Here is a 14,747-nt window from a genome sequence, read left to right on the forward strand (position 1 = left end):
AATCACGGTCATCGTTTATCCTCTTTATGCCGATATATAACCTATGAGGAAGGAGTGAATCCGCATGGTTAAGCCCTATCTATTTCTATTTACCGGCACAAGCGGCTCCGGCCGCAAAACAGCGGCGCACAAGGCGCTTCAAGGCTCCGGCATAGCACATATCCCCTCCTGCACGGATCGGCCGCTGCGCGACAAAGAACGCCCTGACATGGACTACCGTTACGTCAGCAAAGAGCAATTCGACCAATTGGCGGCCGAAGGTTTTTTTACCGAATCGGTCCGAATCGACCGGCACCGCTATGGAATCGGCAAACGCTATCTCGATTTAGCCCTGCATGCCGGCAATAGCGCCTATCTCATTTTAAACCGTGAAGGCTCTGACACGATTCGAAAGCTGTATGGTGACCGTGCCATTCGCATCTTCCTATATGTGGATAAGAAAACCGTGTCCGAGCGGCTGGAAAGCAAAGGCACGAGCTTTGAAATCATCAATAGCTATCTCGACCACTATTCAGAAGAAGTGACTTACCGCAAATACTGCGAGCATATTATCGAGAATGTCACGATTGAAGAGACTGTCATGCAAATCAAAGCGATCATCAGCAGCTATCTGCAAGCGAATTAACCTTTTAACTAATAGACAGTCTCATTACACCTGTTTCCATTCAAAAAGGGCCGGTTCCCGTCTATAAGACGAAAACCAGCCCTTTAACTATCGATTAACGTTTGCCGATCATGTTCTCCGGTCGGACAAATTCATCGAATTGCTCCGATGTAAGCAAACCGCTTGCGATGGCGGACTCTTTCAAAGTCAGTCCTTTTTTATGTGCGTTTTTGGCAATCGCAGCCGCGTTCTCGTAGCCAATATGCGGGTTAAGCGCAGTAACCAGCATAAGCGATTGGTCAAGGTTGCGCTTGATTACCGCTTCGTTAGGCTCAATGCCAATCGCGCAGTTGTCATTGAATGACACCATGCCGTCAGCTAGAAGCGCCACCGATTGCAGGAAATTATAAATGATTACAGGCTTGAATACGTTAAGCTCGAAGTTGCCTTGGCTTGCCGCCATCGAAATCGCTGTGTCATTGCCGATGACCTGGCATACCGCCATTGTCAAAGCTTCGCTTTGAGTCGGGTTAACTTTGCCCGGCATAATGGAGCTGCCCGGCTCGTTCTCTGGAATTGAGATTTCGCCAATGCCGCAGCGCGGTCCGCTTGCGAGCCATCTCACGTCATTCGCGATTTTCATCAAGTCCGCAGCCAGCGCTTTAACCGCACCGTGCGTATAGACGATTTGGTCATGGCTTGTAAGCGAATGGAATTTGTTCTCCGCCGTTACGAATGTTTTGCCAGTAAGCGCCGTAACTTCCTCAGCTACCGCTACCGCGAAGTCAGGGTGAGCGTTAAGCCCCGTACCGACCGCGGTGCCGCCAAGCGCCAGATCACGCATCGTTTCAACGCTTTGAACCAGCATCGCACGTGTTCTGTCCAGCATGGAATACCAGCCGCTAATTTCTTGGCCTAGCGTAATTGGCGTCGCATCCTGAAGATGCGTACGGCCGATTTTGACAAGATCGTTAAATTTCTCTGCTTTGGCGCGAAGCGTACCGTTTAGCAAATCAAGCGAAGGAAGCAAACGATTCTCAAGAGCGATTACGCCTGCGATATGCATAGCTGCCGGAAATGTATCGTTTGAACTTTGAGAGCGGTTCACGTCATCATTCGGATGAATGCGCACGTCGCTTCCCCGCTCAGCAAGCAAGCCGTTCGCACGATTAGCGATAACCTCGTTGACATTCATATTCGTTTGCGTGCCGCTGCCTGTCTGCCATACGACTAGCGGGAAATGCTCGTCCCATTTGCCTGCGACGATTTCGTCAACAGCCTCGCCGATAATTGCCGATTTAGCCGCGTCCAATACGCCAAGCTTCTCGTTCGCTTGCGCCGCAGCTTTCTTAATAAAAGCCATCGCGTATACGACTTCTATCGGCATGCGTTCTCCGCTTATTTTGAAGTTTTGCAAGCTGCGCTGCGTTTGTGCGCCCCATAGCTTGTCTGCTGGAACCTGAATCTCGCCCATCGTGTCCTTCTCAATCCGATAATCCATTAATTGAACGACTCCTTTAATCAATTGTTTTATCTCATATGACCCTGTTTCTGTTATAACGCTAATCTGGCTCAGAATCAAGCAAACCAGCGTATTTAAGATAAGAAGAAATTGTGCACGGCTCCCTGGTTCCGAACTTTCTCCTGAAGTGCGAAAGCGTCTATAAACCCTTCGACTCGCACTGCAGCCATCCGAACGCTAACAAAAAGAACGCCTCTCGGCGTCCAGCATTTCCGCAAACTTTGCATTGCACGGGATACGACGGCCTCTTTACTGCTTGAGACCATTACATGTGTACTCCGAATGATTACAGAGCAATCTGTACATCTGGTTCTGTAAGCAGCAGCGGCAGCTCCAGCGCAAAGCATGACCCGCTTTCGCTTGATTCTGCCAGCCAGACACGGCCGTTCATTTGCTCAGCAAGCTTCTTGCAAATCGATAGTCCCAGTCCTGTGCCGCCATATTCTTCGAATGGGCTTGGCGCATGCAATTGGCTGAAAGGTTGGAACAGCTGATCCAGCTTCTTAGCATCGATCCCAATTCCCGTGTCCTTGACCATAAGCAGAAGCCTTGGGCCATCCGCGCCTTCCGTTAGCGCTTCTGCCGTTAGCGTTACGCTTCCGGAATTGGTGAACTTAATTGCATTGCAGAGCAGATTAATGATAATTTGATGCAGCTTAGTCACATCTACGCTTATAAGATCAGGTATCGTGGGATCTATGTCCATGGAAAGCTTGATTCCTTTATTGGAAGCATCGTGAAGGAGCAGGTCATGCACTTGCTTCACGCAGGCTTGCAGATTAATCGAATGATAGCTAATCTCCCTATCCTCTGATTCCAGCTTGGAATACGATAGGATGTCATTCAGAATGGCCATCAACGAATCTCCGCTCGCTCTCGCAATGTCCAAGAATTGGCGCTGCTCCTGCGACGGCTCAGTCGATTGGAGCAAATCTATCATTCCGATAATCCCGTTAAGCGGCGTACGGATCTCATGACTCATGACAGCCAGCAGATTGGACTTCTCCTCCGCTAAGCTATAAATCGTACGATGGGCATCCTTCAATGCGTTTGCCGCATCTTCCAATTCCAGCACATTCGCAAAAAACGCGGCTAATGATGACATAAACGCTACTTCCTTCTCATCATAAGAATAGAAGTTATGATCAAATGCGCAAAGCGAGCCATAAACCTCGCCTTCCCGCTTCACGATTGGAACCCCCATGAAGGAGCAGCCTCCGACAAGCTTTGTTGCGTCCATCTCTCTGGTGAGCGGATGCGTAAGATTATCTTCAATTATGAGCGGGCCCTTGGACTTTTCAATAACCAGATGGCAGTAAGAATCCTCGTTATCCACGACCAATCCCTCATCCAAAATCATTTGATGACGGTTGTACGATCGAAGCACCGTAGTCGTAAGCCTATCATTTATCGCAATGCAAAATGTATTTGCCGGTATCATTGCACTCGCCGTGCTCATGACTTGTGTTGCCGATTCATAAATGTTGCGCGAGACGATCGTTAGCATATCTTCAATCATTGATGATTTCAAACTACCCATCCCCATCATAAGCATAATTAGTGCCTCGAAGCACGTGCTTCAAACTACTCTAAAGCATATACCTCTATGAAGGAGATGTCTAAACCTTTTCGCGAAAATAATCTACGTTTTCCTTCGAAGCGTGCCTCTTTGCTCCTCGACCTCAATGAATACCGCCCGCTCATCCGGTTGATTGTTAGGCGTATGCATCGTGAGCATGAGGCGGTCATCCAATGTCCGGAACAGCATGCCATGCCCACCGTCCTCTGGGAACAGCGTCTCCTCATCTTGCGTCCACGGCCCCTCGATGCAGCCGCTATTCGAACGCGCAATGCCAATCGCATAGCCGTTCTTCGATCCGCTTGACCATAACATCAATAGATCGCCTGCTTCGTTCTTAAATAGGAACGGACCATCCGTTACATATACGTCTTTGTTGTCGCCGCCCGCTACTGCCCAAGGCGCTTCTGAAGCCGAGAACAGCGTGATCGGTTCACCGATTGCTTCTTGAAGATCCAGCGTCAGCGGAACGGCGCACATTTTGCCATCTCGCACCTGTACCCATTCTTGGCAAAATACCATCCACGGCTTGCCGGACTCGTCAATGTGCAAAGTGCCATCTAGACATTCCCATTCCGCAGGTGTCACCGGTTTGCTGCTAAGCGGTTTATAAGGACCGGCTGGGCCATCCGCTATGAGCACCTGCGTCGCGCGGCGTTTATCCTCGGACTTAAACGACGCAAACATATAATAGCTCCCGTTATAGGAGTACACCTCTGGCGCCCAGAAATGATGGTCTGCCCAGAAGCCTGGCTCCGGCCTGAATGCAGGAATAGGACCTTCCCATTTCTCCAAATCCGTGCTGCGATACGTATCGAACCCTGTTCCTGGCCCTGACCACACATTCTGATCCGTCGTGCCGTATAAGTAATAACATTTATGCTGCTTGTCTACGAAAATAAACGGATCTCTCACTCGAATATCTTTCCGATGAACCATTGAACAATCTCTCCTTCATTCTCTAGGTCTCACTCGAAAAAATACCCTGACAGAGCGCTAGCTTACTCTACCAGGGTATTGAGCTAATTTTCTTTTGCTTCGCGATATGCCGCGATATACGCTGCTGCCTTCTGTTCGATAAGCGAGAAGTCTCCGGTTTTCACCGCATCCTTCGTTAGATCGGAACCAATGCCGACCGCCACAGCTCCAGCCTTGACCCAGTCTTTCAGATTGTCCAGCGATACGCCGCCGGTCGGCATGACGTTCGCTTGAGGCAGCGGTCCTTTAATAGAAGGAATGACGCTTGGGGAATACAGGTTGCCAGGGAATAGCTTTACGATATCAACGCCGAGCTCAAGCGCGGTTTGAATTTCATGAATCGTCATTGTGCCTGGCAGAATCGGAATCGCGTAACGATTGCAAAGCTTGATCGTGTCTGGATTAAGAGCAGGAGATACGACATATTCGGCACCTGCCAGAATCGCTGCGCGAGCCGTTTCCGGATCAAGCACCGTACCAACACCGATAATGGCGAAGTTGTCCGCTTCAGGCGATACATCGCTCGAGTACTCCTTCGATAGCTGCTCAATTGCCCGCAGCGCGAATGGAACCGTCATCGTAATTTCAATTGCTTTGATACCGCCTTTAATTGCGCGGCGCGACATTTCCACAACTTCCTCCGGCGAGTCCGCGCGCAATACTGCTACTACACCGGCTTCCGTCAACTGCTGCAGCACTCTAAGCTTTTTCATTCGCAAGTCCTTCTTCCTTTTATGTTCGTATTTGTTCGAAAATGTATCATCTATAACGCTCATTATATGTCGTTTCTACTATTTCTTCAATCCTTCTACTACTTTGCGTAATCGATTTCTAAAAACGCTTCGACTTCTAGAGCCCAACGCTCGTTCACGAATTGCACATGCAGCGGATGCTCATTATAGGCGTCATAATCGGCTTGATTGGCGAATTCCATAGCAAAACCGTGGCGATAGTTATTTTTGGCACTAACCTGCTTGTACACTTGAAAGTTTGTTACCGTTGGAATGGAAGTCAATATCCGCTCTCCATCTGCAAGAAACTGTGCTTCTTCCGCCGAACCCTGCTCATGCTTCAATGTAAAAATAACCGAATGCAAAATCCACTCTTTCGTTTGCGTTGACATTCAAATCGCTCCCTCTTCTACATGAATTCAAACTATCGTTTTAAAAATAACACAAACAAGCTTCGGAGTGGAGCGTTTTCATCCTAAAACTCCCGAATAACATACAATCAACTGTTTAGGTAAGTCGGGTTATGTTTAACTTACTGAAGAAAGACTAGCCAAAAACTAGGAGGTTGAGCATAAATGTTTAGACGTATGGATGAAATAATGATTGAAATTCCTGATGTGGAGAAACCAGATCCTAACGCTGCAGCTGCGATACAAGAATTGCTCGGCGGGAAATTCGGGGAGATGTCGACGTTAAACAATTACTTGTTCCAATCCTTTAACTTTCGCTCAAAAGAAAAGCTAAAGCCCTTTTACGATCTGGTGATGAGCATTACGGCAGAGGAACTTGGTCACGTAGAGCTTGTTTCGCATGCCATCAACAAATGTCTGAGAGGCTCTACCGACTATAAAGAGCCAGATAAAACACCGCTTGGCTCCGTGCAGGATGCGCGTCTATCCTACCATTTCCTATCAGGTGCACAAGGGGCGATGCCATTCGACTCCATGGGCAACCCTTGGACTGGCGCCAATGTATTCAACAGCGGGAATTTAGTTGAGGATCTGCTGCATAACTTTTTCCTCGAATGCGGCGCCAGAACTCATAAAATGAAAGTATACGAAATGACGGACCACCCCGCTGCTAGAGCGGTTGTTGGCTTTCTTCTCGTTCGCGGAGGCGTACATGTCGTTGCTTATGCTAAGGCGCTTGAGATTGCAACCGGCGTTAACGTAACCAAACTCGTGCCGATTCCATCATTGAGCAACAAAGCTTTTAATGAAGCAAGAAAATATGAAGAAAAAGGCGTTCATACGAAGCTCTATACGTGGAGCGAGAATGACTTCACCTCGATTGACCAGATTTGGAAAGGGACGCATCCTGAGGACGATCTTCCGCTTGAAGTAATCCAGGGCTCGCCCAAAGGCTTTCCGATTCCTGAGGCTCCTGCTGTTGAGGAAGAGTTCGCGCCAGGCATTTCCGAAGAAGAATTCAAAGCGATTGCCAAGCGGCTTAAGATGGCTGGCAACATTAAATAATACATGCGGAAATAAAGTTCTAGTTGTGGTTGTGGTTTCAGTTACGGTTTCAGTTCAAGATCTAGATACAATTCCAGTCGCAGTTACAATTCTAGTTCTAGATACAATTCCAGTCGCAGTTACATCTACAGTAAAAATCCAGCTCTAGTTACAGTTTCAATTCAAGTAAAAATCCAGTTCCAGTTCCAGTTCTAGTTCCAGCCCCAGTCCCAGTTCCAGTTCCAGTTCCAGTTCCAGTCACTGTTCCAGTTCCAGCCCCAGTCCCAGTCCCTGTTCCAGTTCCAGTCCCTGTTCCAGTTCTAGTTCTAGTTCCAGCCCCAGTCCCTGTTCCTGTTCCTGTTCCTGTTCCAGTTCCAGTTCCAGTTCCAGTTCCAGTTCCAGTTCCAGTTCCAGTTCCAGTTCCAGTTCCAGTTCCAGTTCTAGTTCTAGTTCTAGTTCTAGTTCTAGTTCAGCAGAATGTTAAAACCTAGAAATTATTACGCATTTCAAGCTATAAAAGCTTGGTCTCTGTACGGATGAATGCTATACTTGCAGCAGACGAAGAACGTCCTTATGCCTTTTTAATGGCTTAAGGGCGTTTTTTTATTCGGTTAAGGGGGTTTGTTGAAATGAGTAGTTTTGAACAGTCATATGCTGAATTTTTGGAGATTCATGAAAAGCGTCGAAGCGGAGAACGCAAAGGAAGATTAGTGCGAGGACATGGATTTGCTGAGAAGCTGCTGCTTCAGAACGTATGGTGGCCGCTTTTTGGGGATTTTCATAATCTCCATCCCGAATATGAGGTTTATGATTGGAATCGAAAATCGCAGTTTCTCGATTTCGCTTTTCTCCCGGAATTCGGACGCTTTGGAATAGAATGCGACGGTTTTCAAAGCCACATTAAAGATATGGATCGAGAGAAACATAGCTATGCGGTAAATCGAGATAACTTTCTGACCGGGATGGGCTGGAGAATGTTTCATTTCACCTTCGATGATGTCCAGCGGCGCCCTGAAATCTGCCGTATGCTGCTTCAACTATCTTTAGCCCCTCATCTCATTCGCGTTGATGCCCGCACGTCAATTAATTTGAAAGACCGAGAGGTGCTTCATTTAGCATGGTCATTAGGCCGCAAAATACGCCCCAAAGATGTTGAAAACCATTTCAAGATTAACTTTCGTACCGCACGCCATCGGCTTCATACGCTAGTGGAGAAAAAGCTTCTCCGTCCTGTTATCAACGGCAAGGACATTCGCTTTTATGAGCTCACTGAGGGCTCGTTGGAGAAGCTGCTGTAGACCGCTTATAGCTTATTTTATTTCTCATTTCTTATTTCTTATTTCTTATAGCTTATAGCTTATAGCTTATAGCTTATAGCTTATAGCTTATAGCTTAGATCTAGCTGACTCGTTGCGCTGGCTATACTACGTTACAGTTTATACACTCTAATCGTCGTTTAAGTAACCTCGTTTTTGCTACGCTGCAGTTTATGCAACAGATCTTCGCTTTTGTAGCCAGTTACTCGCTTAAAATGGGGTTTCTATTGTACTTTCTGCAACGTAGCCTCGTGTGATACCCTTCATGTGAGCTTTCTGTTGCAGAATGTGCAACGTAGCTTAGCAGCTTGCTCTTTTAATCTTTCCAGTGCAAAAAGTGCAACGTTAACTCACGATTTGCCCCTTTAGCTGCTTGCTTCAGTAAACTGCGACGTTAACTCACGATTTGCCCCTTTAAGCTGCCTGCTGCAGTAAACTGCGACGTTAACTCACAACTCGCTCTTTTTAGCTACCTGCTGCCATAAACTGCGACATAGATATGATTGATTGGCTAACCACTCAGCCACACCTATCCTTCTACCTCAGCTACGTTGCAGTTTATACACTCTAATCGTCGTTTAAGTAACCTCGTTTTTGCTACGCTGCAATTTATGCAACAGATCTTCGCTTTTGTAGCCAGTTACTCGCTTAAAATGGGGTTTCTATTGTACTTTCTGCAACGTAGCTTCGTGTGATACCCTTCATGTAAGCTTTCTGTTGCAGAATGTGCAACGTAGCTTAGCAGCTTGCTCTTTTAATCTTTCCAGTGCAAAAAGTGCAACGTTAACTCACGATTTGCCCCTTTAGCTGCCTGCTGCAGTAAACTGCGACGTCAACTCACAACTTGCTCTTTTAAGCTACCCTTTGCAATAAACTGCAATGTTAACTCACGATTTGCCCCTTTAGCTACCTGCTGCAGTAAACTGCGATGTTAACTCACAACTCGCTCTTTTTAGCTACCTGTTGCAATAAACTGCGACATAGATATGATTGATTGGTTACCCACTCAGCCACTCCTACCTCAGCTACGTTGCAGTTTATACACTCTATTCGTCGTTTAAGTAACCTCCTTTTTGCTACGCTGCAGTTTCTGCAACAGATCTTCGCTTTTGCAGCAAGTTACTCGCTTAAAATGGGGTTTCTATTGTACTTTCTGCAACGTAGCTTCGTGTGATACCCTTCATGTAAGCTTTCTGTTGCAGAATGTGCAACGTAGCTTAGCAGCTTGCTCTTTAATCTTTCCAAAGCAGAATGTGCAGCTAATGACTTGCTCTTTTAAGCTACTGGTTGCCATAAAGTGCAACGCTAACTCACGACCTGCCCCTTTAAGCTACCTACTGCAATAAACTGCAACGCTAACTCACGATTTGCCCATTTAAGCTACCTACTGCAATAAACTGCAACGCTAACTCGCGATTTGCCCATTTAAGCTACCTACTGCAATAAACTGCAACGCTAACTCGCGATTTGCCCCTTTAAGCTACCTACTGCAATAAACTGCAACGCTAACTCGCGATTTGCCCATTTAAGCTACCTGTTGCAATAAACTGCGACGCTAACTCACGATTTGCCCCTTTAAGCTACCTGCTGCAGTAAACTGCAACGTAGCTTCACAACTTGCTCTTTTGAGCTCTTTATTGCAAATCGTGCATTGCAACCAAAATCGAATCAGTCAATTAAATAGTTAATTGACTAGTTAATCCAACAAATTATTAGTTAATTGAGTAATTAATTGACTGAATAGTTAGTTAACTGAATAGTTAGTTAACTGAATAGTTAGTTAACTGAATAGTTAGTTAACTGAATAGTTCGCAAGGTTACTCGAGAGCGAACGGCACGCATGATTACAAGGGTTAGCTCACAAATCGAACATCCGAGGGTTTGTGAGCATATCCCCACCTAATGTAATCGCATATTTCAAAAATAAACAGGTTCGAGTTTGAAAACCCTGACATTATGCTGTCAGGGTTACTTCGTTACAATTAAGCTAATCATGAATAAGAATCGGAATAAGGAGGTCCTGAACGTATGCGTATACCCCCATCATTAAGCTCAAACTCTGCTGCTGCCCCGCTGATTAGCACAAAACAGCTAAACCGTGCTTTGCTGTATAGACAGATGCTGCTGGAGCGCTCCAGCGTAAGCGCTCTTGAAGCGATTGAACGGTTGGCTGGCATTCAAGCGCAAGCTCCAACCCCGCCTTATTTTGCCCTGTGGACTCGGCTTGAGAACTTCCATTACGAGGGGCTGTCTAATCTACTATTGGAGCGGAAGGTTGTACGTATCGCGCTAATGCGATCTACAATCCATCTGGTTAGCGCAAGCGATTGTTTGGAATTTCGGCCTGCGGTTCAACAGGTTTTGGAGAAAAGCCTGCAAAGCACGTATGGAAAAGAGTTGAGAGGCTTGGTACTTACAGCCATCGCCAATGAAGGCCGTCGGTTAGCCGAGGAAAAGCCCCGCACCTACAATGAGCTCGGCAAGCTGCTCGCTGATCAGTGGCCTGAAGCTGCTCCTTCCGCTCTCAGCGCAATCATCCGAACCCTCGTCCCGCTTGTTCAAGTGCCGCCGCGCGGAATTTGGGGCTCCAGCGGCCAAGCTACGCATACATCCGCGGAGAGCTGGCTCGGCCATTCGCTTGCTCATGCACCTTCGATTGAACGCATGCTCCTGCGTTACCTCGCCGCTTTCGGACCAGCGAGCATCAAAGACATGCAGACATGGTCCGGCCTCAGCAAGCTTCGTGAAACAGTTGAAATGCTCCGTCCTAAGCTATGCACTTACACGGATGAGCAAAGCAATGAACTGTTCGACCTGCCGAACGCGCCTATACCATCAGAAGATACGGCGGCGCCTCCACGGTTCCTTTCTGAATTCGACAACATGCTGCTTTCCTATGCCAACCGCAGCCGTATCATCGCCGAATGCTACAAGCCGCTCGTATTTACCGTTAACGGCATCATTCGTTCCACATTTCTAATCGACGGATTCGTATGCGGCACTTGGAGAATAGAACTATCACGACAAGCAGCAAGTCTTTATATTCAATCGTTTGAGAAGCTGGCTGCTGCCGATCGCGAGGCACTAGCTGCTGAAGGAGAGAAGCTGCTTGCATTCGCAGCTGCTTCCATTGCCTCCCGTACGATTATTTTCACAAAGTAATGGCCTAGATATCTATTGCTATATCTATTTCTATATCTTTTTCCATATCTATTGCTATATCCATTTCTATATCGATTCCTATATCGATTTCTATCCGCCCAGATAGCCGGAAGACCGCAGAAAGCGGTCCATTCGATCCAACGCTTCTGTAAGTCTCGATACCGAGGATGCATATGAGCACCGAAGGAAACCTTCCCCGCCTTGCCCAAAAACATGACCAGGCACAGTCGCTACCCCTGCTTCAAAGAGCAGCTTTTGGGCAAAATCATCTGAGCTTAGGCCCGTATGCGCGATCGATGGAAATGCATAAAACGCACCTTTTGGCTCATGGCATGGCAACCCAATCTCCGTTAAACCTTGGACGAACATCCGTCTGCGCTGAGCATAGGACTCGATCATCATATCCTTTTCCGCTAGGCCGTTCCGAAGCGATTCAATTGCAGCAATCTGGCCAAGAGTCGGCGCGCACATCACGGTGTATTGATGAATTTTGAGCATGGCTGCAATCAGCTCCTGATGTCCGCATGCGTATCCGATCCGCCAGCCTGTCATCGCAAAAGCCTTCGAAAAACCGCTGATGAGCAGCGTCCTCTCCCGCATTCCCGGCAGTGAAGCGAAGCTTGTATGCTTCTCTCCGTAAGTCAGCTCCGCGTAAATCTCATCTGAAATAACGATCAGGTTGTTATCCTCCACCAACTTCGCAATCGGCAGCCAATCCTCATACTGCATAATCCCACCTGTCGGATTGTTAGGGTAGTTGATAATAAGCACCTTAGAACGCGAAGTAAGCTCCGCCTTTAGAGCCTCTGCCGTAAGTTTAAAATGGTCCTTCGCGAACGTTTCCACCTCGACGACCTTCCCGCCATTCAGCTGCGCGATCGGAGAATACGCGATATAACTCGGAACGGGGACGAGAATCTCATCACCAGGACCAATCAGCGCCCGCAGCGCAAGATCGATTGCTTCGCTTCCGCCAACGGTTACGAGGATCTCGCTTGCCGGTTCATAGTTCACCTGGAAGCTATTATGCAGATAACTTCCTATTTCCTCTCTCAATTCAAGAAGACCTGCGTTAGGCGTATAGGAGGTTCTCCCCATTTCGAGCGACCTTACGCAAGCTGCTCTCACATGTTCAGGTGTAACGAAGTCAGGCTCACCTACGCCAAGCGAGATAATATCCTTGTTTCCTTCCGCTAAGCTGAAAAACTTACGAATGCCCGAAGGCGGGATTTGCTGTACGATCGGCGAGATCTGATCGCGCATGGACCATGCTTTCATCTTTTTTCCCCCTAATTTAGGCTGCTGAAAAACAAAAAGAGACCCATCCCTATAAAGGGACGAGTCTCCACCCGTGTTACCACCCTAGTTTCACGCCAAGCGTGACACTCTGCTCATGCATCAGTCAATACATGTTCCCGTTAACGCTGGAAATGCGGCAGAGCTTACTCTCGTTCAGCCTGCTTCTCGGAGATGGCTTTCCGCTATGGCCTGAACGTTGGTTTTCAGCTGCCCCAACTCTCTGTTCGATCAGGCCCGTAACGTACTCTTTCTCGTCATGGAATGTAAAAGCTATTCAGCTTGTCATTAATCGTTAACGCTAATCATGAAATTTTCACCAATGATATCACCATTACTGCACAGATGCAATACCCATTTTTGTTTCTATCAGACAGGAATGCTTAATAGTCATTTCCTATAATTTTTATTCATTTTATATATTTCCCTTATAAACTTAGAAGCTGTAACATCCTACTTAACTTAACTCAATGCAATCATGCATCACATAACGATTCGTCATAAAACCAAGGAGGTTGCTATACAATGAGTGATATCGTAAAAAAACACTTTGACGCCGCCGCGCCCCATTATGATCGGCAACGGCGACAGCTTATTCCATGCTTCGATGACTTTTACGGGCTGGCAACCCATGCGGTTGCTTGTGCGAATGAGAACCCGCGCATCCTTGATCTAGGTGCCGGTACAGGACTTTTTTCATCATTTGTGCGCAGCAAATATCCCAGTGCCTCTTTTACGTTAATTGATTTAAGCGAGGAAATGCTCAAAGAAGCGCTTGCGCGATTTGGAAACGATCCCGCTTTCAGCTATATCGCGGCAGATTATACAAGCTACAGCTATAGCGGCCAGTATGATGCCGTTATCTCCTCCCTCTCCATTCACCATTTGGCGCATCCTGCCAAAAGAGCGCTCTTCGCGACTATCCACGCGCTATTGACTGATGGCGGCGTGTTTGTAAACGCTGATCAAGCAGCAGGTGCAACACCCTATTGGGACGAATACTACATGTCTGAATGGCTTAAGGCGATTCGCAAAAGCGGGCTTTCAGACGATGCGATTAACGCCTCAATTGAACGGCGAAAGGTAGACATCAACGCTGGTGTAGAGGATCAGCTAAGCTGGTTATCCGAGGCAGGCTTTGCTGAGTCCGACTGTATATATAAGCATCACGGCTTTGCTGTTTTTACAGCCATTAAAAGCCATTAAAATCACATAATCACATAGCCCAAAGCGCCGTTAATACCAACCAAACTAGTGGGTATTAACGGCGGTTTTTGATTAGCGCGCACTTTACGTAAAATATGCAATGCAGTGTGCAGCATCGTGCATGGCAAAGCAATGCACTGCCGTGCAATGCAAAAGCAATGCAGCGTCGTGCAATGCAGTTGCAGTGCCGTGCATTGCAAAGCAATGCAATCCGTGCAATGCAGTGCAATGTCGTGCATAGCGTCGTGCAATGCAAATGCATTGCATTGCACAGCCCATTTCATCCATTTTTTAAAATAAACCACTTGCAACCCCTTTTATTCCGAGTATAATACTAGGTATATAAAAGCCACTGAGATTGGAGCTGCTCCAAATGACACATTCCGATACACGCATTGCTGCCAGATGGGTTGACGATTATTTGGATCTATACAATTTTGCCGTAACCATTGGGGATGCCGAATGGCAGCAGCAAATCATTCAAACACTGCGCGCCAAAGACAACCATATCCAGCTTGAAATCGAGCATGGCATTCGCGTTGATTTATGGCTCCGTTTCGATAACATCAATCGTAAAATGCTTGATATATATGAACAGCTGCGGAATGCCCAGCATTCGGAACAGCAGCAAAAACAGCTTCGCGAGAAGGTTTGGGAATTTAAGCTTCAACGGGTGATGATCGCAAGCAAGCTGAAAGCTCACTACGCCTTGTAAGCATTATCGTACGAGGGAAGTTCTGAGGGTATTTCCGGACACAAAAAAAAGCCTGCATGCAGTGGTCTGCTTATTCTTGATTTTTCAATAGACGAATTGTCAAGCTAAGTGCGACACCTCGTCCATGAAAGCTTCGTGAGCCGACCTCCACCCTAGACATTTACGGGGCCGGTTGTTAATCAAA

The 14,747-nt window shown here is 47.1% G+C and carries 13 protein-coding genes and 1 other annotated feature; of the genes, 6 read left to right on the forward strand and 7 right to left on the reverse strand.

The genetic code is table 11. The features are described from left to right. Positions 1-64 precede the first annotated feature (64 nt). Entirely contained in the window at positions 65-625 is a 561-nt protein-coding gene (locus tag FHS16_RS28395; RefSeq protein ID WP_183570604.1) for a guanylate kinase, read from the forward strand. Positions 626-719: 94 nt separating this feature from the next. Here the strand turns inward: FHS16_RS28395 and fumC are convergent, their stop codons facing one another. From fumC to FHS16_RS28420, 5 genes are all read right to left on the reverse strand, one after another. Next, positions 720-2,105 (reverse strand): class II fumarate hydratase, encoded by a 1,386-nt coding sequence (fumC, locus tag FHS16_RS28400; protein WP_183570606.1) that lies wholly within the window; start codon positions 2,103-2,105, stop codon positions 720-722. A gap of 307 nt (positions 2,106-2,412) precedes the next feature. Next, entirely contained in the window at positions 2,413-3,657 is a 1,245-nt protein-coding gene (locus FHS16_RS28405) for a GAF domain-containing sensor histidine kinase (protein WP_246432015.1), read from the reverse strand. Positions 3,658-3,768: 111 nt separating this feature from the next. Then, on the reverse strand, positions 3,769-4,644 hold the full coding sequence (locus FHS16_RS28410) for a glycoside hydrolase family 43 protein (RefSeq protein ID WP_183570608.1): 876 nt from the start codon (positions 4,642-4,644) through the stop codon (positions 3,769-3,771). An 83-nt stretch (positions 4,645-4,727) separates the two neighbouring features. Further along, complete coding sequence (locus FHS16_RS28415) at positions 4,728-5,396, reverse strand: bifunctional 2-keto-4-hydroxyglutarate aldolase/2-keto-3-deoxy-6-phosphogluconate aldolase (protein WP_183570610.1); 669 nt, start codon at positions 5,394-5,396, stop codon at positions 4,728-4,730. 98 nt (positions 5,397-5,494) lie between these two features. Beyond that, positions 5,495-5,806 (reverse strand): Dabb family protein, encoded by a 312-nt coding sequence (locus tag FHS16_RS28420; protein WP_183570612.1) that lies wholly within the window; start codon positions 5,804-5,806, stop codon positions 5,495-5,497. Between the two features lie 183 nt (positions 5,807-5,989). Here FHS16_RS28420 and FHS16_RS28425 point away from each other — a divergent pair, with 183 nt between their 5' ends. The 3 genes from FHS16_RS28425 (at position 5,990) to FHS16_RS28435 (ending at position 11,346) form a co-directional block, all read left to right on the forward strand. Beyond that, on the forward strand, positions 5,990-6,889 hold the full coding sequence (locus FHS16_RS28425) for a manganese catalase family protein (protein WP_183570614.1): 900 nt from the start codon (positions 5,990-5,992) through the stop codon (positions 6,887-6,889). Positions 6,890-7,497: 608 nt separating this feature from the next. Continuing rightward, positions 7,498-8,166 carry a PDDEXK family nuclease gene (locus FHS16_RS28430; RefSeq protein ID WP_183570616.1) on the forward strand — a complete coding sequence of 223 codons (669 nt, stop codon included), beginning with the start codon at positions 7,498-7,500 and terminating at the stop codon, positions 8,164-8,166. A 2,046-nt stretch (positions 8,167-10,212) separates the two neighbouring features. Then, positions 10,213-11,346, forward strand: a complete 1,134-nt coding sequence (locus FHS16_RS28435; RefSeq protein ID WP_183570618.1) for a winged helix DNA-binding domain-containing protein — start codon at positions 10,213-10,215, stop codon at positions 11,344-11,346. A 90-nt stretch (positions 11,347-11,436) separates the two neighbouring features. Here the strand turns inward: FHS16_RS28435 and FHS16_RS28440 are convergent, their stop codons facing one another. Continuing rightward, positions 11,437-12,624: an aminotransferase class I/II-fold pyridoxal phosphate-dependent enzyme gene (locus FHS16_RS28440; protein ID WP_281379222.1), complete on the reverse strand. Its 1,188-nt coding sequence runs from the start codon at positions 12,622-12,624 to the stop codon at positions 11,437-11,439. A 52-nt stretch (positions 12,625-12,676) separates the two neighbouring features. After that, positions 12,677-12,912, reverse strand: a binding site (T-box leader). A gap of 255 nt (positions 12,913-13,167) precedes the next feature. Between FHS16_RS28440 and FHS16_RS28445 the strand changes: the two genes are divergently transcribed. Beyond that, the gene (locus FHS16_RS28445) at positions 13,168-13,848 is read left to right on the forward strand and encodes a class I SAM-dependent methyltransferase (RefSeq protein ID WP_183570620.1); all 681 of its coding nucleotides are present in this window, start codon (positions 13,168-13,170) and stop codon (positions 13,846-13,848) included. 2 nt (positions 13,849-13,850) lie between these two features. Here the strand turns inward: FHS16_RS28445 and FHS16_RS28450 are convergent, their stop codons facing one another. Then, positions 13,851-14,153 (reverse strand): hypothetical protein, encoded by a 303-nt coding sequence (locus tag FHS16_RS28450; RefSeq protein WP_183570622.1) that lies wholly within the window; start codon positions 14,151-14,153, stop codon positions 13,851-13,853. A 68-nt stretch (positions 14,154-14,221) separates the two neighbouring features. Here FHS16_RS28450 and FHS16_RS28455 point away from each other — a divergent pair, with 68 nt between their 5' ends. Next, positions 14,222-14,563, forward strand: coding sequence for a hypothetical protein (locus FHS16_RS28455; protein ID WP_183570624.1), 342 nt, complete (start codon positions 14,222-14,224; stop codon positions 14,561-14,563). The last annotated feature ends 184 nt before the right edge of the window (positions 14,564-14,747 follow it).

Source organism: Paenibacillus endophyticus, from assembly GCF_014192395.1.
Lineage (GTDB): Bacteria > Bacillota > Bacilli > Paenibacillales > Paenibacillaceae > Pristimantibacillus > Pristimantibacillus endophyticus.

Bases quoted from the DNA above. Each gene is read 5' to 3' on its own strand.
- FHS16_RS28395 (WP_183570604.1), top strand. From the start codon at position 65: ATGGTTAAGCCCTATCTATTTCTATTTACCGGCACAAGCGGCTCCGGC.
- fumC (WP_183570606.1), bottom strand. From the start codon at position 2,105: ATGGATTATCGGATTGAGAAGGACACGATGGGCGAGATTCAGGTTCCA.
- FHS16_RS28410 (WP_183570608.1), bottom strand. From the start codon at position 4,644: ATGGTTCATCGGAAAGATATTCGAGTGAGAGATCCGTTTATTTTCGTA.
- FHS16_RS28415 (WP_183570610.1), bottom strand. From the start codon at position 5,396: ATGAAAAAGCTTAGAGTGCTGCAGCAGTTGACGGAAGCCGGTGTAGTA.
- FHS16_RS28420 (WP_183570612.1), bottom strand. From the start codon at position 5,806: ATGTCAACGCAAACGAAAGAGTGGATTTTGCATTCGGTTATTTTTACA.
- FHS16_RS28425 (WP_183570614.1), top strand. From the start codon at position 5,990: ATGTTTAGACGTATGGATGAAATAATGATTGAAATTCCTGATGTGGAG.
- FHS16_RS28430 (WP_183570616.1), top strand. From the start codon at position 7,498: ATGAGTAGTTTTGAACAGTCATATGCTGAATTTTTGGAGATTCATGAA.
- FHS16_RS28435 (WP_183570618.1), top strand. From the start codon at position 10,213: ATGCGTATACCCCCATCATTAAGCTCAAACTCTGCTGCTGCCCCGCTG.
- FHS16_RS28440 (WP_281379222.1), bottom strand. From the start codon at position 12,624: ATGAAAGCATGGTCCATGCGCGATCAGATCTCGCCGATCGTACAGCAA.
- FHS16_RS28445 (WP_183570620.1), top strand. From the start codon at position 13,168: ATGAGTGATATCGTAAAAAAACACTTTGACGCCGCCGCGCCCCATTAT.
- FHS16_RS28455 (WP_183570624.1), top strand. From the start codon at position 14,222: ATGACACATTCCGATACACGCATTGCTGCCAGATGGGTTGACGATTAT.